16 protein-coding genes are annotated in these 17167 nt (G+C 65.0%); 11 read left to right on the forward strand and 5 right to left on the reverse strand.

From position 1 onward, the window contains the following. Nucleotides 1–12: 12 nt before the first annotated feature. Genes NKL06_RS21805 through NKL06_RS21815 form a run of 3 tightly spaced genes read right to left on the reverse strand, consistent with a single transcriptional unit; the run spans nt 13 to nt 3055 of the window. Nucleotides 13–876: a carbohydrate ABC transporter permease gene (locus NKL06_RS21805; protein WP_023691911.1), complete on the reverse strand. Its 864-nt coding sequence runs from the start codon at nt 874–876 to the stop codon at nt 13–15. Then, nucleotides 873–1763 (reverse strand): carbohydrate ABC transporter permease, encoded by an 891-nt coding sequence (locus tag NKL06_RS21810; protein WP_023691910.1) that lies wholly within the window; start codon nt 1761–1763, stop codon nt 873–875. The genes NKL06_RS21805 and NKL06_RS21810 overlap by 4 nt, the downstream gene beginning before the upstream one ends. Next, entirely contained in the window at nt 1763–3055 is a 1293-nt protein-coding gene (locus tag NKL06_RS21815) for an ABC transporter substrate-binding protein (protein WP_023691909.1), read from the reverse strand. The genes NKL06_RS21810 and NKL06_RS21815 overlap by 1 nt, the downstream gene beginning before the upstream one ends. A 316-nt stretch (nt 3056–3371) precedes the next feature. Here NKL06_RS21815 and NKL06_RS21820 point away from each other — a divergent pair, with 316 nt between their 5' ends. Genes NKL06_RS21820 through NKL06_RS21850 form a run of 7 tightly spaced genes read left to right on the forward strand, consistent with a single transcriptional unit; the run spans nt 3372 to nt 9687 of the window. Next, nucleotides 3372–4646, forward strand: a complete 1275-nt coding sequence (locus NKL06_RS21820; RefSeq protein ID WP_023683125.1) for an extracellular solute-binding protein — start codon at nt 3372–3374, stop codon at nt 4644–4646. A gap of 49 nt (nt 4647–4695) precedes the next feature. Then, nucleotides 4696–5628, forward strand: coding sequence for a carbohydrate ABC transporter permease (locus NKL06_RS21825; RefSeq protein ID WP_023683126.1), 933 nt, complete (start codon nt 4696–4698; stop codon nt 5626–5628). Next, the gene (locus tag NKL06_RS21830) at nt 5625–6482 is read left to right on the forward strand and encodes a carbohydrate ABC transporter permease (protein ID WP_023691908.1); all 858 of its coding nucleotides are present in this window, start codon (nt 5625–5627) and stop codon (nt 6480–6482) included. The genes NKL06_RS21825 and NKL06_RS21830 overlap by 4 nt, the downstream gene beginning before the upstream one ends. Then, complete coding sequence (locus NKL06_RS21835) at nt 6479–7219, forward strand: PIG-L deacetylase family protein (protein ID WP_031195993.1); 741 nt, start codon at nt 6479–6481, stop codon at nt 7217–7219. Before NKL06_RS21830 ends, NKL06_RS21835 begins: the two co-directional genes overlap by 4 nt. Beyond that, a complete protein-coding gene (locus NKL06_RS21840; protein WP_023691907.1) occupies nt 7216–8091 on the forward strand; it encodes an ROK family protein in 876 nt (291 codons plus the stop codon). Before NKL06_RS21835 ends, NKL06_RS21840 begins: the two co-directional genes overlap by 4 nt. Then, complete coding sequence (locus NKL06_RS21845) at nt 8088–8858, forward strand: GntR family transcriptional regulator (RefSeq protein ID WP_023683130.1); 771 nt, start codon at nt 8088–8090, stop codon at nt 8856–8858. The genes NKL06_RS21840 and NKL06_RS21845 overlap by 4 nt, the downstream gene beginning before the upstream one ends. A gap of 37 nt (nt 8859–8895) precedes the next feature. Continuing rightward, a complete protein-coding gene (locus tag NKL06_RS21850; RefSeq protein WP_023691906.1) occupies nt 8896–9687 on the forward strand; it encodes a sugar isomerase domain-containing protein in 792 nt (263 codons plus the stop codon). A 62-nt stretch (nt 9688–9749) separates the two neighbouring features. On the opposite strand, the gene rsgA is transcribed toward NKL06_RS21850, so the two are convergent. Next, the gene (gene rsgA / locus NKL06_RS21855) at nt 9750–10775 is read right to left on the reverse strand and encodes a ribosome small subunit-dependent GTPase A (RefSeq protein WP_023691905.1); all 1026 of its coding nucleotides are present in this window, start codon (nt 10773–10775) and stop codon (nt 9750–9752) included. A 174-nt stretch (nt 10776–10949) separates the two neighbouring features. Between rsgA and NKL06_RS21860 the strand changes: the two genes are divergently transcribed. Beyond that, on the forward strand, nt 10950–11087 hold the full coding sequence (locus NKL06_RS21860; RefSeq protein ID WP_023691904.1) for an endonuclease/exonuclease/phosphatase family protein: 138 nt from the start codon (nt 10950–10952) through the stop codon (nt 11085–11087). Between the two features lie 458 nt (nt 11088–11545). On the opposite strand, the gene NKL06_RS21865 is transcribed toward NKL06_RS21860, so the two are convergent. Next, a complete protein-coding gene (locus tag NKL06_RS21865; RefSeq protein ID WP_023691903.1) occupies nt 11546–13141 on the reverse strand; it encodes a GMC family oxidoreductase in 1596 nt (531 codons plus the stop codon). Nucleotides 13142–13442: 301 nt separating this feature from the next. Between NKL06_RS21865 and NKL06_RS21870 the strand changes: the two genes are divergently transcribed. From NKL06_RS21870 to NKL06_RS21880, 3 genes are all read left to right on the forward strand, one after another. Then, a complete protein-coding gene (locus NKL06_RS21870; RefSeq protein WP_023683136.1) occupies nt 13443–14513 on the forward strand; it encodes a sugar ABC transporter substrate-binding protein in 1071 nt (356 codons plus the stop codon). 159 nt (nt 14514–14672) lie between these two features. After that, complete coding sequence (locus NKL06_RS21875; RefSeq protein WP_023691902.1) at nt 14673–15656, forward strand: ABC transporter permease; 984 nt, start codon at nt 14673–14675, stop codon at nt 15654–15656. A 5-nt stretch (nt 15657–15661) separates the two neighbouring features. Next, nucleotides 15662–17164 (forward strand): sugar ABC transporter ATP-binding protein, encoded by a 1503-nt coding sequence (locus tag NKL06_RS21880; protein ID WP_023691901.1) that lies wholly within the window; start codon nt 15662–15664, stop codon nt 17162–17164. Nucleotides 17165–17167 lie beyond the last annotated feature (3 nt).

Consider the following 17167-nt stretch of genomic DNA (forward strand, 5'->3'; position numbering starts at 1 on the left):
GGGTTTGGTGCGCTATCCCTTGATCGCCGAGCCGACGATGGAATCGACGAAGAAGCGCTGCAGGAAGACGAACAGGATGAGCGGCGGCAGCACGGCGAGCGTGGCGCCGGCCATCACCAGGCCGGTGTTGACCGCGCCTCTGTTGTAGCTGAGCAGGCGGCTCAGGCTGATGACGATCGGATAGGCGTCGGCATTGCCCTGCAGCACGGTCAGCGGCCACAGATAGCTGTTCCAGTGATAGACGAAGGCGAAGAGGGCCAGAGCCGCGATTGCGGGGGCGACGCTGGGAGCGACGATCTTGTAGAGGATCAAGAACTCCGAGGCGCCGTCCATGCGCGCGGCGTCGATGAGCTCGTCGGGAACGCCGGAGATGAACTGGCGCATCAGGAAGATGCCGAAAGCATTGGCGAGATTGGGCACGATGATGCCGGCGAGGCTGGCGTTGAGGCCGATCGAGCCGACCAGGCGATAGAGCGGGATCAGCGTCACGATCGGCGGCAGGAACATGGTGGCGATCAGCACAGAGAACAGCAGCGACTTGGCGGGGAAGTGGTATTTGGCGAAGGCGTAGCCGGCCATCATGCTGGTCAACAGGATGCCGGCGGTGGTGATCGAGGCGATGACCAGGGAATTCCACATCGAGCGGCCGACATTGACCACGCCCGACACCTTCTCATAGGCGTCGAAGCTCGGCGTAAGGGGGATCCACACCGGCGGCACCTGCATGCTCTCGGCCGGCGTCTTGAGGCTCGACAGCACCATCCATACCAGCGGGAAGGCCGAGGCGACGGCGACCAGCAGCATCAGCGTCGCCAGCAGCGCCTTGTGGCCGGACGGGCGCCGGCGCGACAGCCGGCTCGACGATCCCGCGCTCATTCGCCGTTCTTCCGGTTGGCGAAGGCAAACAGCGCGCAGATGACGACAATCAGCGAAAGCATCAGCATCACCGCCATGGCCGAACCCAGTCCACCCTGCGCACGCTCGATGCCGACGCGGCGGATGTGGTAGGTCAGCACATTGGTCGAGCCGACCGGCCCGCCCTGCGTGATCAGGGCAACCGGCTCGAACACCTGCACGGCGTTAATGATGGCGATGACGGCGCTGAACAGCAGCGTGCGCCGCATCAGCGGCAGCGTGATGAAGCGGAACTGCTCGAAGCGGCTGGCGCCATCGAGCTTCGCCGCCTCGTAGAGGCTGCCTTGGATCTGCGTCAGCCCGGCGATCGCCAGCACGGTGAAATAGCCGACCTGTTGCCAGACATTGAGGAAGATGATCGAGATCAGCGCCGAGCGCGGCGACGACAGGAAAGGCTGCGGGCCGATGCCGATCAGGCCGAGCATCTGGTTGAGCGGGCCTTCGCTCGGCGAATAGAGTTTCGACCAGACCAGCGCCACGGCGATCATCGGCACCATGTAGGTGGCAAACAGCACCGTGCGCAGCGCCGTGCCGCCGGCGACATCGCGCTGGTAGACCATCAGCCCAAAGGCCACCGACAGCGGCAGGATGAGGATGACGGAGAGCGCGGTGTAGATCGCGGTATTGGCGAGCGCGGCCTTGAAATCGCGGCCGACCGAGGAGACCCCGAAAATCTCGCGGAAATTGTCGAGGCCGATGAAGCCGGCGCTGGAAAACGGTGTCTGCGTCGACCAGTCCTGGAACGACAGCCAGACGGTGAGCAGCATCGGCAACAGGACGAAGATGCCGATCAGCGTCACGGCGGGCGCCAGCATGATGCCCGCCGAGGCACGGTACCTCTGAATCATTATTTGGCGGCGCGCTCCAGGATCGAAATGGCGTCGGCCTGCGCCGTCGCCTGCGCATCCTTGGCCGAGACCTGGCCATACTGCAACGCCTCGAGCGTCTGCTGCAGCGATTCCGAGAATTCCTGGCCGCCGGGCACGACAGGGAACGGCTTGGCGTCGGTGAGCACGCTGACATAGCCGGAGAGGAATTCCGAGCCGAGCTTGTCCTTGTGCGCCTCGATGTCGGAGAGGCGTGAGGGCAGGATGCCCATCGACATCAGGATATCCGACATCGCGGAAGCGCCGTTCTTGCCGGACTTTGGATTGTTCAGCCAGGCGAGGAAGTCCCATGCCGCCTTCTGCTCGGCCGCACCTGCATTGGCGTTGACCACGGTCATCCAGGAGTAGGAGATCGAATGCGGCTTGTCGCCGCTCGGGCCGACGGGAAGCGGCGCCGTTGCAATGTCGGCGAACTTGTCGCCCATGCCGGCCTTCAGTGCGCTCTCCCACCAATTGGCCATGATGATCATGCCGGTCTTGCCGGAGACGAAATTGTCGAGGAAGGGGCCGGTGGTGTTGGCGTCGGCTGTCGCCATCGACGGCACGCTGGCGCCCGACTTGATCAGGTCTTCATAGAGCTGGAAAGTCTCCGCGGCCTGCGGGCTGTCGAGCACCGGCTTGCCGTCCTTGACCAGGTCGCCGCCATTGGAGACCAGCAGCGAGGCGAAGGGGTGGACGACGCCGGCCGCCCAGGAGTTGATCATGCCGAAGCCTTGCTGTCCCGCATCCTGGTTGGTCAGCTTCTTGGCCGCATCCTTGAACTCGTCCCAGGTCTTGGGTGGCGCCGCGATGCCGGCCTGCTTGAACAGCGCCTTGTTGTAGTTCAGCGCATAGACGTCGATTTCGTTGGGGATGCCGTAGAGCGTGCCGCCGACCGAGGCGGCGCTGGTGATGCCCGCCGGCCATGCGGCCTTGACCTCGCTGGCCACCGCATCGGGGGCGGGCGCGACCAGCTTGTCGCGCGCCAGTTCCGGCAACCAGAGATCGTAGATGCCGCCGATCGTCGGGCCGTCCGCGCCGCCGCCTTGCGAGCGCAGCGTGGTCAGGAGGTCGCCGAAGGGGACGGCGCGCACGGTGACGCTGACATCCGGATTGGTCTTGGCATAATCCTTGGCCGCCGCTTCCAGCAGCGCGACCGTCTCCGGCGACCAGTGGGTGAGATAGGAGATGTTGACCGATTGCGCCCAGCCGGTGGTGGGCAGGATGGCGAGGCCTGCGGCCAGTGCCAGTTTCGACGTCCAGGCAAACGACATTCCTCATCCTCCTATCGGTTCACAATGACGTTATGACAAGTCAGCGCGGCGACGCAAGGGCTTGCTGGCGAAAAAGTCTCACATGGTACGGTCACAGATTTCTTTGCGGCGCTTGAATGTGGATATTTATCGTTAGGTAACAAATGGATGCAGGTACTGCAATGTCGTGAGGGGGCCAACGCCGCCATTCCTGAGGCGCAGCAGACCTCTTGCGAATACCGCTATGTCGTTATAATGACTTTTGCCGAACCAATGACTTCTCACGGCACGGGAACGCCGCGGGACGCCAAGCACAGAGAACAATGGGAGACTGGCAATGAGCATGCTTTCACTTCACCGGCGCGCAGCGCTTAGGCTGATCGGCGGCCTTGCCGCCGCCTGCGCCGGCGTCTTTGCCTCATTGCCGGCGCGAGCCGCCGACAGCACGGTGACGCTGTGGAGCTGGCGCACCGAGGACGAGGCGGCGATGCGCCGCATCTTCGATGCCTTCGAGGCGAAGAATCCCGGCATCAAGGTCGCCATCCAGTTCACGCCGGATGCCGACTACCAGAACCGGCTGAGCACGGCGCTGCGCGGCGGGCGCGGGCCCGACATCGCGCAGCTCAAGGCCTATGGCGAATTGCAGCCCTTCGTCGAGGCCGGCTATCTCGACGCGCTGGACGACAGCGTGCCGGAGCTGAAGAACATGGAGGACGCGGCGCTTGGCGGCGCGCGCGGCCGCAGCGACGGCAAGCTCTATGGCGTGCCCTACTCGGTGCCGATGATGGGCGTCTTCTACAACCAGGATATTTTCGCCGCCCAAGGCATCGAGATCCCCAAGACCTACAAGGATTTCACCGCTGTCTGCGAGAAGCTGAAGGCGGCCGGCATCACGCCGATCGCCACCGGCGGCGCCAACGGCTCGGCCTGGGAGCTGGAGATCGCCGTCGGCGTCGTCGGCCCGACCGTCTATGGTCCCGGCTTCTACGACGAGATGATGAGCGGCAAGGCGACCTTCGAGGATCCGCGCTATGTCGCGGCGCTGAAGCGCTTTGCCGAGCTGAAGCCGTATTTCCCCGATGGTTTCGCCGGCATCGACTACACCACCGCCACGCAGCAGTTCATCGGCGGCAAGGCGGCGATGTTCCTCGGCGGTTCGTTCGAGAACGGCAGCTTCAAGGCGCAGAACCCGAAACTGAAATTCTCGATCTTCCCGTTCCCCGCCGACGATGCCGGGGCAAAGCTCTACACCTCGGCCTTCTCCGACGGCTCCTATGGCCTGGTCTCCGAGAGCCAAAACAAGGAAGCCGCGACCAAGGTGCTGGGCTTCATGGCTTCGGCAGAGTTCGCGCAGATGTTCGCCGACGAGCTCGGCTGGCCGCCGGCCCGCACGGATGTGACGGTGAAGGATCCAGTGCTGGCCGCGATGATGGAGATGGCGAAGAATTCGACGCCCTATCTGACGCTGGTCGGCTTCCGCTGGCAGTCGCCGACGGCGTCTTCGGTGCTGCAGTCGGAGATCATCGACATGGTCGAAGGCAACATCGCGCCGGAGAAGCTGGCGGCCGACATGCAGGCCGCGGTCGCCACCTGGTTCAAGCCGAAGCAGTAGGCGCGGCCGGTCGCAAAAGCGGCCGGCCTCTCACGGACCAGAAAAGCGCATGAGCACCCTTCGCCGCACCAGCAGCCTTCGCCGCACGCAGCAGCGCATGGCCGTGCTGTTCATCCTGCCGGCGCTGGCGGTCTATGCGCTGTTCGTCCTCTATCCCCTGGGGATGTCGCTGTGGGGCAGCTTCTTCGTCTGGAAGGGGCTGCGCATGGTCGAGTTCGCCGGCCTGTCGAATTTCTCAAGGCTGTTCGTTTTCCCCAGCGGCGCGCGGATCTACGGCGCGCTGTGGCACAACACCGCCTGGTTCTTCGGCATCATGCTGTTCCAGAACGGAATCGGGCTTTTGTTCGCCTGGCTGCTGTTCCTGCGCGACAGGGGTGCTGCGTTCTTCCAGTCGGTGTTCTTCTTTCCGGCGGTGCTGAGCCCGGTCATCGTCGGCGCGCTGTGGCGGTTGCTTTTGGCACCGGGCGGCGTCGTCGAATGGGCGCTGAACGGGCTTGGCCTGCACCAGGGCAGCCTGACTGTGCTCGGCAACAGCCACACCGCGCTCGCCATGCTGATCGCCGTCGATGCCTGGAACTGGATGGGCCTGCCGGTGCTGATCTACACGGCAGGTCTGCGGCAGATTTCCGGCCAGATTTTCGAGGCGGCAAAACTTGACGGCGCCGGCAATGCGCGCATGCTGTTCTCGATCGCGCTGCCGCTGCTGATGCCGGCGCTGGGCACGCTGACGACGCTGTCGTTCATCAACACCTTCAACCAGTTCGACATCGTCTATGTCATGCAGGGCGTGCAGGGCAATCCGAGCTATTCGACCGACACGCTGGTGACCTACTTCTACCGGCTGGCCTTCGGCGCGGAAGGCGCTGTCGGCATCACCGATATCGGTCTGGCGCTGGCGCTCGGCACCGTGCTGTTTTTGATCCTCAGCATCGGCACGCTCATGATGCTGCGCTTCTTCGACCGCCGCACGGTGCAGCTATGAGCGCGCTGGCGATTGCGCAGAGGCCAGACATCTCTCGGCAGCTGGCGCGGCTGCCCGGCTGGACGGTGCTGGTCGTTTGGACGGCGGCTGTGCTGTTGCCGCTCTACATCCTTGTCGTCTCCTGTTTCAAGACCACGGCCGAGATCTACGACAACAGGCTCGGCCTGCCGCAAAGCTTTGCCTTCGACAATTTCATCAACGCCTGGACGCGCGCCGATCTCGGCCAGAATTTCATCAACAGCCTGATCGTCACGGGCGGCGCCGTCATCCTCACCATCGTCGTCTCGGCGATGGCCGCCTATCCGCTCAGCCGCTACAAGCTTGGCTGGAATGCCATCATGCTCGGCCTGTTCCTGTCCGGCATCATGCTGCCCATCCGGTTGGCCTCGGTCGAACTGTTCACGCTGATGCGCAATCTCGGCCTGCTGGATTCGCTGACCGGGCTGATCCTGGTCTATTCGGCGATCCGCATTCCCTTCGCCGTCTTCATCTTCGCCAATTTCATGCGCGTCTTGCCCTCCGAGTTGGACGAGGCCGCGCGCATGGACGGCGCCGGCGAGGTCCGCATCCTGTTCCAGATCATCCTGCCGATGGTCAAGCCGGCGGTGTCGATCGTGGCCATCTTCACCGCGATCGCGGTGTGGAACGATTTCTTCTTCCCGCTGATCTTCATCTTCGACGACCGCTACAAGACGGTGCCGCTGGCGATCAGCATCTTCGTCGGCCAGTTCCGCACCGACTGGGGCCTGGTGTTCGCCTCGCTGGCGATATCCATGGCGCCCATCCTGATCATGTATTGTCTGCTGGCGCGCCAGATTCGCGAAGGCGTGGGCACCGGAGGAGGCATGAAATGATCGAAGACAGAATTTATGCGGCGAAATCCATCCTGGTGGTCGGCGCGCACGCCTTCGATGCCGAGGTGATGGCCGGGCCGCTGGCGGCCGCTGCCGTCAAGCGCGGCGCCACGGTGACCTTCCTGCATCTGACCATGGGTGAGCAGGGCCATCCGTACCTGGTTCCCGCGCATTATTGCGTGCAGAAGGAAGAGGAAGCGGGCAGCGCGGCGGAGCGGCTCGGCGTCACCATGCGTGGCTTTGGCCTGCGCGACGGCTTCCTGCCCACAGACGATCAGACGGCGCTCGAAGTGGGCGACATCATTCGCGAGCTGAAACCCGAGATCGTCATCACCCATTGGCATGGCAGTTGGCACAAGGACCATCGCGCCGCCGCCCATTTGACGAAGACCGGTATCTTCTTCGCCGGACTGCCGACCGTTGCCAGCGACCATCCGGCGCACACGCCGCAACTGCTGCTGTTCGGCGAGAACTGGGAGGACGATGACGGCTTCCGGCCCGAGCATCTCGTCGATGTCAGCGACGGGTTCGAGGCCTGGCGCGACGCGGTCATGGAGTATGAGCTGGCGCGCGGCCTGAGCAGCTTCCCCTATGTCGACTATTACAGTTCGCTCTACCGGCTGCGCGGCTGCCTGCGCGGCACGCGCCATGCGCAGGCCTTCGCGGCGGCGTCGCATTCGTGGAATGCCGGCAGCGGTCTGTTCTCGCTCCCCTTCGGCAAAGGGTCGGGTCGATGACGCGGGTACTCGCCATCGATCTCGGCGCCACCAATCTGCGCGCTGCCGTATCTACGGGCGATGTCGGTGCGTTGGAGGCGCTGGGCAGCGAGCCGGCGCCGGCAACCCTTGATGCCTTCATTGCGCGCATCGACGCGCTGTGCACTGAGGCCGGGTCGGTCTCAGCGCTTGGCATCGCGGTGCCGGGTCTGGTCGAGGGCTCAATCTGCCGCTGGATCCCCAACTTGCCGTTCCTCGACGGCGTCGATATCCAGCCGCTGTTTCCCAAAGTGCGCGTAGCGCTCGGCAATGACGCACAGATCGCGCTGCTGGGAGAGGCTGTCGAAGGCAGTGCGAAAAACATGCCGGATGCGATCCTGCTCGCCATCGGCACCGGTATCGGTTCGGCGGTGCTGGCCAATGGCCGCATCGTTGCCGGCGCGCATGGCGGCGCCTGCTCGTTCGGCTGGGCCTGCGCCGACGTGAGGGATCATGGTGAAGAGCGCAGCGGCTGGCTGGAGCGCGTTGCGTCGGGCCGGGCGCTCGATGCCCTTGCCGGCCAGATCGGCCTTGCCGACGGCCGCCAACTGATCGCCGCTGCCCAGGCCGGCGAGCTGGCTGCACTCACCTTGCTTGAACTGCCGGCGCGACAGCTCGGCACCGCGCTGGCAGGCGCTGTCGCGCTGCTCGATCCGCAAGCGGTGCTGATTTCGGGTGGTTTGGCGGAGGCGCTGGATGTGATCCGGCCGCCGCTGCTTGCGGCGCTGCGACGTCAACTGCCGCCACATCTGCGCGGCATCGACGTCAAGGCTGGAAAGTTCGGTCCCCGCGCCGGTCTGGTCGGCGCGGCGCTGGCCGGCGCCGTTGGGCAAGGGTGGAGGCAGGTGCGATGAGCGAAGCAAGCTTTCAGCAACCGGACCGCAGACGGCCGGAGCCGCTCTGGTACCAGGTCGAAGAGGCGATCCGAGCCATCGTCAAGAGCGGCGAATGGGCAACGGGCGACCAGATCCCGGCGGAGGACAGGCTGTGCGCCCTGTTCGGCGTCAGCCGCATCACGCTGCGCCACGCCTTGCGCAATCTCGAGGAGGCAGGACTGCTCAGGCGCGAACATGGCCGCGGCACGTTCGTGCGCTCGACCACGCTGGTCGCCGGCACGCGCGAGCTGACCAGCTTTACCCAGGAGATGGGCAATATGGGCGTGGTCGCGGGCTCGCGCCTGCTCGACTGCAGCCTGACCACCGCCAATGCGGCGGCTGCCGGCGCGCTGGAGATCGAGGAGGGCGATCCGGTGGTGCGCATTCGCAGGCTGCGGCTCGGCAACAACGAGCCGATCGGCATCCAGACGGCGCAGCTGTCGGCGGTGCGCGTGCCGGGCTTCCTCGATGCCGGCCTGCTGCAGGGCTCGCTCTACGAGGCGCTGGAGCGCCATTACGGCATCGTGCCGGTGGCCGCGCGGGAGAACTACCGGGTCGGCGCGGTCGGCGCGGCGGACGCCGAACTGCTCGACCTCGCTGTCGGCAGCCCGGCCTTCGTCGTCGAACGCATCACCACCGACGAGCGCGGCCCGTTCGAATTCACCGTCTCGATCATGCGCGGCGACCGCTACGAAATCCGCTCGACGCTGCGCGCCGGACGCGTGCCGCTGAACCCGAGAAGCTGATCCATTCCAGACCGACACAGCAAACAGGAGTACCCACGTGTCCGATCTCTACATCCACCGTCTCGCCGCCCTCATCGACCAGGCTGCGAAAGCCAATGAAGAGGCCTTTGGCCAGGCCGCCAGCCGCTTTGCCGACTCCCTCGAGGGCGGCGGGCTGGTGCATCTCTATGGCTCCGGCCATTCGGTGCTGCCGGTGCAGGAAGTGTTTCCGCGCTATGGCAGCTATGTCGGTTTCAACCCGCTGACCGACCCGCGCGTGATGTGGCACAATGTGCTCGGCGCCGGCGGCGTGCGCGAGCTGTTGTGGCTGGAGCGGACGGAAAAATACGCCGAGAAATTCCTCGACCACCAGCCGCTCAACAAGGGTGATTCCATCATAATCTTCGGCCATAGCGGCCGCAACTCGTCGGGCATCGACACCGCGCTCTACGCCAGGAAGCGCGGCATGTTCGTCGTCGCTGTCACCAGCAAGAACAATCTGGACAAACCGGCGACGCACTCGTCCGGCAAGCGGCTGGCGGATGCCGCCGACCTCGTCATCGACACCTGTTCGCCGATCGAGGACGCCATCGTGCCGGTCGAGGGCTGGAGCCGGCCGGTGTCGGGCTCATCGACGGTGCTTGCCATGATCCTGGCGCATGAGCTGATCGCGCGCACGGCCGAGCAGCTCGCCAAGCGCGGCATCGAACTGCCGGTCTTCGCCTCGCCGACCATTGCCGGCGTGACGCTGCACGACACCGACGTCATCTACGGCGTCTACCGCGAGCGCATGCTGGAGGCGCAGCAGAAGCACCTGCCGACATTCCAGGCGACGATGCGGGGAGAGTGAAAGCACGGAGGCCCGGCACATGGCCAGGCCTCCAATTTCTCTCGCTGGAATTTTCCGGATGTTCAACGCCGCTTCGGGCGGCTCGCGGGAGATTTGTTGCCGCGCGGGCCGCTCTGAACCGGCGTGTTGCCCTGGTTTTCCTCCGACAGCTTGCGCCAGCGGGCAAGGCGCTCGGGGTCGAGCGTACCCGCCTTCAACGCAGCCTGCACCGCGCAGCCCGGTTCGTGGACATGGGTGCAGTCGCGGAATTTGCACAGCGGTGTGAGCTCGGTGATTTCGGCAAACAGCGTGTCGATGCCGGAGGCGACGTCGCTGACATGCAGCGTGCGCATGCCCGGTGTGTCGATTACCCAGCCGCCACCGGCAATGGGGTGCAGCGACCGCGCCGTGGTGGTGTGGCGACCCTTGGCATCGTGTTCCCGGATGCCCGCCGTCTGTTGCGGCGATTGCTGCGCCGATCTGGCCAGCGTGTTGACCAGCGTCGATTTGCCGACCCCGGAGGAGCCGACCAGCGCCACCGTCTGCCCTGCGCCACACCAGGGAGCAAGCGCCGCTGCGGCATCGGCGACGCGCGGGTTCAGCGTCACTACGGGCAAACCACGCTGAAGGGCGGCAGCCTGGCTTTGGTATCTCTCGGCATCGTCAGCGGTGTCGGCCTTGGTCAGCAGGATCACCGGCGTCGTTCCAGCCTCGTTGGCCAGCGCCAGATAGCGCTCGAGCCGGGCGATGTTGAAATCGGCATTGCAGGACGTCACGATGAACAGCGTGTCGACATTGGCCGCGGCCAGCTGCGGGATCCTGCCGCCCTGGGTACGGCGCTCCAGCACCGTCTTGCGGGTCAGCCGGCGGAGCAGCAGATGTGTATGCTGCTCGACCAGCACCCAGTCGCCGACGGCGTAGTCGCCGGTGTTGGCATTGGCCGGCAGCGTCAGATCCACTGGCCCTGCCCGGGACAGGCCGGCCAGGCGGTCGCGGTGCACCGAGGCGATGCGCGTCGGCACGAGGTCTGCCTCATCGGCTTCAAGCTGGTCGCCGAAGAAATCCGTCCAGCCCAGGCTTGCGAGGGAGGCCGTCACGGCTTTGACCAGGGGGACGGCGTCACAGACATCGGAGAGTATCCTTTGGCAAAATGGGCGCAGACCCTCGGGGCGGTTGTTCAAGCCGTGTATGGGCGGCATGGCGGCATTTGGCAAGCCGAACCGCGCCGATGGCCGAGCCGTTTCGCGCACCACGTTGGAACGCATCGCGGCGGTGGTTCGCTGATGCGCTTACGCGTCGTTACTCTCAATGTCTGCAACACGGAAGGCGAACCGGAGCGCCTGGCGGCCATCAACCGGGAGCTGAGGCGGCTCGACCCCGATCTGTCGCTCTCCAGGACGTCGTCCAGACAGCCGATGTGAAATCCCTCGATACGCTGCCGATGGTCTTGATTTGCATGCCACGCATCAGGCCTCGTCGTCGACCTCGAAGTTGGCAGGGACGGCTGAGGATGGCAGGTCGAGAAGCCTGCCAAAAGGGGGAGGGGGATGGCCGGTACCGCAGGGGGCGGGGGTTGGGATGGGGTTGCCTGAAGCACCGGCCAAAGCGGGACAAGTCCCACGCCCACAAGCTAGCAGAGCTTGGATCGGTTCATATGGTGTGATCGCGGAACTGGCGCAAAAGCGCTTTCACATCCCCGCGCAGGCGTCGGCAACGAGCCCGCAACCGGGGGTTTCCGGTCGGTTGGTGGGTTGCGCAAGCGTCGGTTGAAGGCGCTGCGGGAGGCTGTCGTTTTTAGTGCGGTTCGAGTGCTATGCGCTCAGCGACAGGTGCTCAAGGCAGGGCAATCGCGTGGCGCCACCACATGCGATTGTCCTGCTTACGCCACCGGCAGCGTTCGCCCCGCAATCAGATCCGCAGCCTTCTCCGCAATCATGACCACGGCCGCGTTGGTGTTGGAGGACACGATGCTTGGCATGACCGAGCTGTCGCAGACACGCAGGCCTTGCAGACCGCGCACGCGCAACTCGGGATCGACGACGCTGTCGGCATCGCCGCCCATCCGGCAGGTGCCGACTGGGTGATAGGCGCTGCGGCCATGTTCTCGGGCGAAGGCTTCGAGTGCTGAGCGCCCTTGCATCGCCTTGCCGGGCAGATGCTCGCGGCTGATGTATCTGGCGAAGGCTGGCTGCGACAGGATTTCGCGGCTGATCTCGATGCCGTCGATGGCGCGTTCGAGATCATAGCGCTCGGCGAACGGGTTGGGGTCGATGATGGGCGCATCGCGCAGGTCCGCGGACTTGAGCGTGACGCTGCCGCGCGAACGCGGGCGCACATGGTAGGAGTTCAGCGTGCAGCCATTGCCGCCGGGAACCGAGCCGATGCCTTCCTCAACGCCGGCGCCGGGCAGGAAATGGAACTGGATGTCCGGCGTCTTCTCCGCGCGGTCGCCCCACCAGAAGCCGCCGGACTCTACAATGTTGGAGGCCACCGGCCCCTTGCCGAACAGCGCATATTCAAGACCGGCGACCGCTTGCCAGCGCTTCTTCTTGTAACGGTCGATGCCGTGCGGTCCGTTGAGCTCGGCGACGACATCGACGTCCATGTGATCGTGCAGATTCTGGCCGACGTTTTTGGAATCGTGGACCACCTTGATGCCGTGCTGGCCGAGATGCACGGCCGGGCCGATGCCGGACAGCATCAGCAATTTCGGCGAGCCGATGGCGCCGGCGGCGACGATGACTTCGCGCTCGGCGCGGAGCAGTTCGGTGCGGCCATTGACGATGATCTCTACACCGATGGCGCGGCCGTTCTCGACCACGATGCGGCTGACCGAGGCGTCGGTGCGTAGCGTCAGATTCTTGCGGCCGAGCGCCGGCTTCAGATAGGCGACCGCCGTGCTCGAGCGTTTCCCCCGACGCGTCGTCGTCTGGTAGAAGCCGGCGCCCGCCTGCTCACCGGCGTTGAAGTCGGCCCGGAAAGGAAGGCCCGCCTGCTGCGCCGCCTTGACGAAGATGCGGGTCAGCGGATGCGGCGCGCCGCTGGAGACGCCGAGCGGGCCGTCAGTGCCGTGCTGCGCATCGGCAAAAGTGTCGTTGCCCTCGGAGCGGACGAAGTAGGGCAGCACGTCGGCATAGCTCCAGCCGGCACAGCCGGCGTCAGCCGCCCAGCCGTCATAATCCTGCGGGCAACCGCGGGTGAACACCTGGGCGTTGATCGAGGAGCCCCCGCCGAGCACGCGGGCCTGCGGATAGACCATGGTGCGGCCGTCGATTTCCTTGCCGGGCGCGGTGTCATAGCCCCAGATCAGCGGCCCCGACGTCATCTTGAAGAAGCCGACCGGCAGATGGATGTAGCGATCGGTGTCGGGCGGACCGGCCTCGAGCAGCACGACGGACACGTCCGGGTCCTCGCTCAGCCGGGCGGCCAGAATGCAGCCAGCCGAACCGCCGCCGACAATGATGTAATCCGTCATTTCCACTACAGGCTCTCTTTTGGGAGCAAGATCTCCGGACAAAACGGTTTCCCGTTTGTCCGAGAAAACCGGTTCCCACTTTTCGGGATCAAGCTCCTGCCAGCGGTGAAATCACCGCCCCTTCCTCTTGCGCGCGACGATCTCAAGTCGCTTGTGCCACGTCAAGAGAAAGGGTATGGTTATCGTGTTGAAGGGTTGTCGTACAAGTGGAGGAGCTTGACGATCCTCACCAGGAGGTCCCGGCCGCGCTCCCTGCGCAAGATGCCGGGCGGAACAGAATTCAATCGGGAGGTTTCGAGGTATGAACGACACGAAGAATTTTGCGGTCAACCGGCGCACGCTGATGATGGGCGCCACCGCCGGCGTGGCGGCACTCGCCATGCCGAGCGTGCTGCGCGCGCAGGACAAGCCGACTCTGGTGACGTCGATCCGCTCGCTGTCCAACCCCTATCACGCGGTGTGGAAGACCGGCGCGGAAGCGTATGCCAAATGGGCCGGGCTGGAACACGTCACGCTGGTTTCGGAAGGCAACAGCGAGAAGGGCATTGCCGACATCAAGGCGATGCTGGCCAAGACCGGCGGCAACATGGTGCTGAATTCCGATCCCAACGACACGCCCGATGCGCGCCCGATCGTCGAGGCCTGCGCCAAGGCCGGCGCCTATGTGGTGACGCAGTGGAACAAGCCTGGGGATCTGCACCCGAAGGATTTCAACCCGAACTATGTCTCGCATATCGAGTTCGACGGCATCGACAGCGGCAAGACCATCGCCGAGATCCTGTTCAAGACCATTGGCGGCAAGGGCGGCATCGTCGCACTCGGCGGCCTGATCTCGACCACGGCGGCGATCGAACGCAAGAAGGGCCTCGATGCGGCGCTCGCCGCCAACCCGGACATCAAGCTGCTCGACTTTCAGGTCGCCAACTGGAAGTCGACCGAAGCCTTCGACCTGATGGGCAATCTGCTCACCCGCTTCGGCGACGACATCAAGGGCATCTGGGCGGCCAATGACGATATGGGCTCCGGCGCACTGGAAGCGCTGCGTGCCGAAAATCTCGCCGGCAAGGTGCCGATCGTCGGCGTCGACGGCATCAAGACGGCGGTCGATGCGGTGCGCACCGGCGAGTTCGCCTGCACGGTCACTTCGGATCCGTTCTGGCAGGGCGGCATGGGTCTAGCCATCGGCTACAACGCCAAGATCGGCAAGTTCGACCCGACCAAGGAGCCCCCGGAGCACCGCGAGTTCTACGGCAAGGCGGTGCTGATCTCGCACGACAATGTCGAGGAATATTACAAGACCAATGTCGATGCGAAGCCCGAGATCGACTGGAACGATCTGTGGGGCCGGGTCACCGGAGCAATCCGCACCTGATCCATCGGAGTGGGCTGCAACTCCCTGGCGGCCCGCTTCCTCCCGCAGCCGTCGCGATCCCCTTGTCGCGACGGCTGTCACCAGCAGACGGGAAGCGGTTTCTTGACAATCCATACAGAACCCCTGAAGTCCGTTTCGGACATAGAGCGGACGACGCCCATGGCATCGTTCCCCGGCCGCATCGCGACATTCCTGGGCGGCAGGCGCTGGCGCAGCCTGGCGCCGCTGGCGGTGCTGATTGTACTCTGCGTACTCATCGCCATTGCCAACCCCAATTTCATCGAGCTGCGCAATCTGGTGCGGCTTGCGAATTCCGCCGCCGTGCCGCTGACGCTGGCGATGGGGCTGACCTTCATCATCCTGATGGGCAGCATCGACCTCGCAGTCGAAGGCACGCTTTCGGTGGCGGCGATGGTGCTTGTGCTGCTCGCCGCCAATGACGGCAACGGCAACGACTATGGCTGGTGGGCGGTGCTCGCTGCCATCGCCGCCGGCACCGCCATGGGCTTCGTCAGCGGTCTCGTCCAGACCATGCTGCGCATCCCGTCCTTCATGGGCACGCTCGGCATGTGGTTCATCGGCCTCGGCCTGTCGGTCTATATGCTGGGCGGCACGGCCATCAAGCTGAACGACGCCTCGATCCGCGACCTGGCCTTGCACCGTTTCCTCGGCCTTCCGGTGGCGGTCTGGGTCGCGTTCGGCGCCTTCCTGCTCGCCACCGTCATCCAGTATCACACCAAGCTCGGCCGCCACATATTGGCGATCGGCGGTGATGAGGATGTCGCCAAGCTCTCCGGCGTCAATGTCGTGCGCGTGCGCATCACCGCTTTTGCGCTGGCAGGGTTCTTCTTCGGCATTGCCGGCGTGCTGGCCGCGGCACAGCTCGGCCAGTCGCACGCCGTCATCGGCGACGGCAGGCTGTTTGCAGCGGTCACCGCAGTGGTCGTCGGCGGCACCGCTTTGACCGGCGGCGAGGGCGGCGTCGTCAACACGCTGATCGGTGTGCTGATCGTCACCGTGCTTGCCAATGGCATGATCCTGCTCGGCATCTCGCCCTACATCCAGCAGACGGTGCAGGGTCTGATGATCATCGCCGCGGTGGCGCTGTCGCTCGACCGTGTCCGCCTGAAAATCGTCAAGTGAACGCCATGCTGCAGGCGTCCAACATCATCAAGAATTTCCCCGGCGTCCAGGCGCTGCGCGACGTCTCCATCGAGGTGCGGCCCAATGAAGTTGTCGGGCTGATCGGCGAGAACGGCGCCGGCAAGTCGACGCTGATGCGGGTGCTGGCCGGCGGCTACCGGCCGGATGGCGGCTCGCTCACGCTGGATGGCGAACAGCTGCGCATGCGCAACGCCCGTGATGCGGCCAGGCATGGCATCGGCATGGTGTTCCAGGAGCAGTCGCTGGTGCTGAACCTGACGGTTGCCGAAAACATCTATCTCGGCGAAGAGGACCGCTTCACCCGCTTCGGCCTCGTCAATTGGCGCGCCATGAACGCGGCGGCGCGGCGGCAACTGGCCAAGATCGGCATCGACATCGACGTCACCGCGCGCACCTCCGAACTCACCTTCGCCGCACGCCAGATGGTCGAGCTCGCCAAGGCGCTGACCTTGGAGGAAGTGGTCGAGCGGCAGTTGCTGATCCTGCTCGACGAGCCGACCTCGGTGCTCAACGCCGCTGATATCGAGGTGCTGTTCGCGCGGGTGCGCTCGCTTAAATCCCGCGCCAGTTTTGTGTTCGTCTCGCACCGCCTCGACGAGGTGCTCAACATCTCCGACCGTGTCTACACGATGAAGGACGGCGCGGTCGTCGCCGAGCACCGCGCAGCTGAAGTCACCGCGCCGGAGCTGCACGAGATCATGGTCGGGCGCGGCCTGCAGGCCGAATATTACCGCGAGGCCCGCCAGCTCGCGCCGCGCGATATCGTGATGGTCGAGGCCAAGGGGCTTGGCGCCAACGGCTACTATCACGGCGTCGATCTCTCGATCCGGGCGGGCGAGATCGTCGGCATTGCCGGCGTCGTCGGCTCCGGCCGCGAGGAGGTGACGCGCACCGTTGGCGGCTTCGTCCAGCATGATGCGGGCGAGATGAAAATCGCCGGCGATGCCGTGCGCTTCTCCTCGCCGGGGCCGGCTGTGCGCAAGGGCATCGGCTATGTCCCGCGCGAGCGCCGGCTCGAAGGGCTGGTGATGTTCCTGTCGATCGCGGAGAACATTTCGCTGGCCGATCTCTCCAGCGTCATGCGCCATGGCGCCATCGACTATGGCAAGGAGCGCCGGCTTGCCGCCGACTGGATCAAGCGGCTGCGCATCAAGGCGCCCGGTCCCGATGCCGCCTGCCGCAAGCTCAGCGGCGGCAACCAGCAGAAGGTGGTGCTGGCGCGCTGGATGACGGCGGGCTCGCGCATCCTGGTGCTCGACCATCCCACACGCGGGCTCGATGTCGGCGCCAAGGAGGAGGTCTACGAATTGGTGCGCGATCTCTCGGCGCAAGGCGTGGCGATCCTTTTGATTTCCGACACGCTGGAGGAAACGATCGGTCTGTCGCACCAGGTGCTGGTGATGCGCGACGGTGCAATCACCGCGCGCTTCGATGCCAGTCCGGGCAACAAGCCGAACCAGGTCGATCTTCTCAGGGCGATGGTGTGAACC

This window comes from Mesorhizobium sp. C268A (genome assembly GCF_040324475.1).
In the GTDB taxonomy this organism is placed as follows: domain Bacteria; phylum Pseudomonadota; class Alphaproteobacteria; order Rhizobiales; family Rhizobiaceae; genus Mesorhizobium.

What these genes read in the sequence shown, in the direction of transcription:
- NKL06_RS21805 (WP_023691911.1), bottom strand. Translation starts at nt 876, where the DNA reads ATGAGCGCGGGATCGTCGAGCCGGCTGTCGCGCCGGCGCCCGTCCGGC.
- NKL06_RS21810 (WP_023691910.1), bottom strand. Translation starts at nt 1,763, where the DNA reads ATGATTCAGAGGTACCGTGCCTCGGCGGGCATCATGCTGGCGCCCGCC.
- NKL06_RS21815 (WP_023691909.1), bottom strand. Translation starts at nt 3,055, where the DNA reads ATGTCGTTTGCCTGGACGTCGAAACTGGCACTGGCCGCAGGCCTCGCC.
- NKL06_RS21820 (WP_023683125.1), top strand. Translation starts at nt 3,372, where the DNA reads ATGAGCATGCTTTCACTTCACCGGCGCGCAGCGCTTAGGCTGATCGGC.
- NKL06_RS21825 (WP_023683126.1), top strand. Translation starts at nt 4,696, where the DNA reads ATGAGCACCCTTCGCCGCACCAGCAGCCTTCGCCGCACGCAGCAGCGC.
- NKL06_RS21830 (WP_023691908.1), top strand. Translation starts at nt 5,625, where the DNA reads ATGAGCGCGCTGGCGATTGCGCAGAGGCCAGACATCTCTCGGCAGCTG.
- NKL06_RS21835 (WP_031195993.1), top strand. Translation starts at nt 6,479, where the DNA reads ATGATCGAAGACAGAATTTATGCGGCGAAATCCATCCTGGTGGTCGGC.
- NKL06_RS21840 (WP_023691907.1), top strand. Translation starts at nt 7,216, where the DNA reads ATGACGCGGGTACTCGCCATCGATCTCGGCGCCACCAATCTGCGCGCT.
- NKL06_RS21845 (WP_023683130.1), top strand. Translation starts at nt 8,088, where the DNA reads ATGAGCGAAGCAAGCTTTCAGCAACCGGACCGCAGACGGCCGGAGCCG.
- NKL06_RS21860 (WP_023691904.1), top strand. Translation starts at nt 10,950, where the DNA reads ATGCGCTTACGCGTCGTTACTCTCAATGTCTGCAACACGGAAGGCGAA.
- NKL06_RS21865 (WP_023691903.1), bottom strand. Translation starts at nt 13,141, where the DNA reads ATGACGGATTACATCATTGTCGGCGGCGGTTCGGCTGGCTGCATTCTG.
- NKL06_RS21870 (WP_023683136.1), top strand. Translation starts at nt 13,443, where the DNA reads ATGAACGACACGAAGAATTTTGCGGTCAACCGGCGCACGCTGATGATG.
- NKL06_RS21875 (WP_023691902.1), top strand. Translation starts at nt 14,673, where the DNA reads ATGGCATCGTTCCCCGGCCGCATCGCGACATTCCTGGGCGGCAGGCGC.
- NKL06_RS21880 (WP_023691901.1), top strand. Translation starts at nt 15,662, where the DNA reads ATGCTGCAGGCGTCCAACATCATCAAGAATTTCCCCGGCGTCCAGGCG.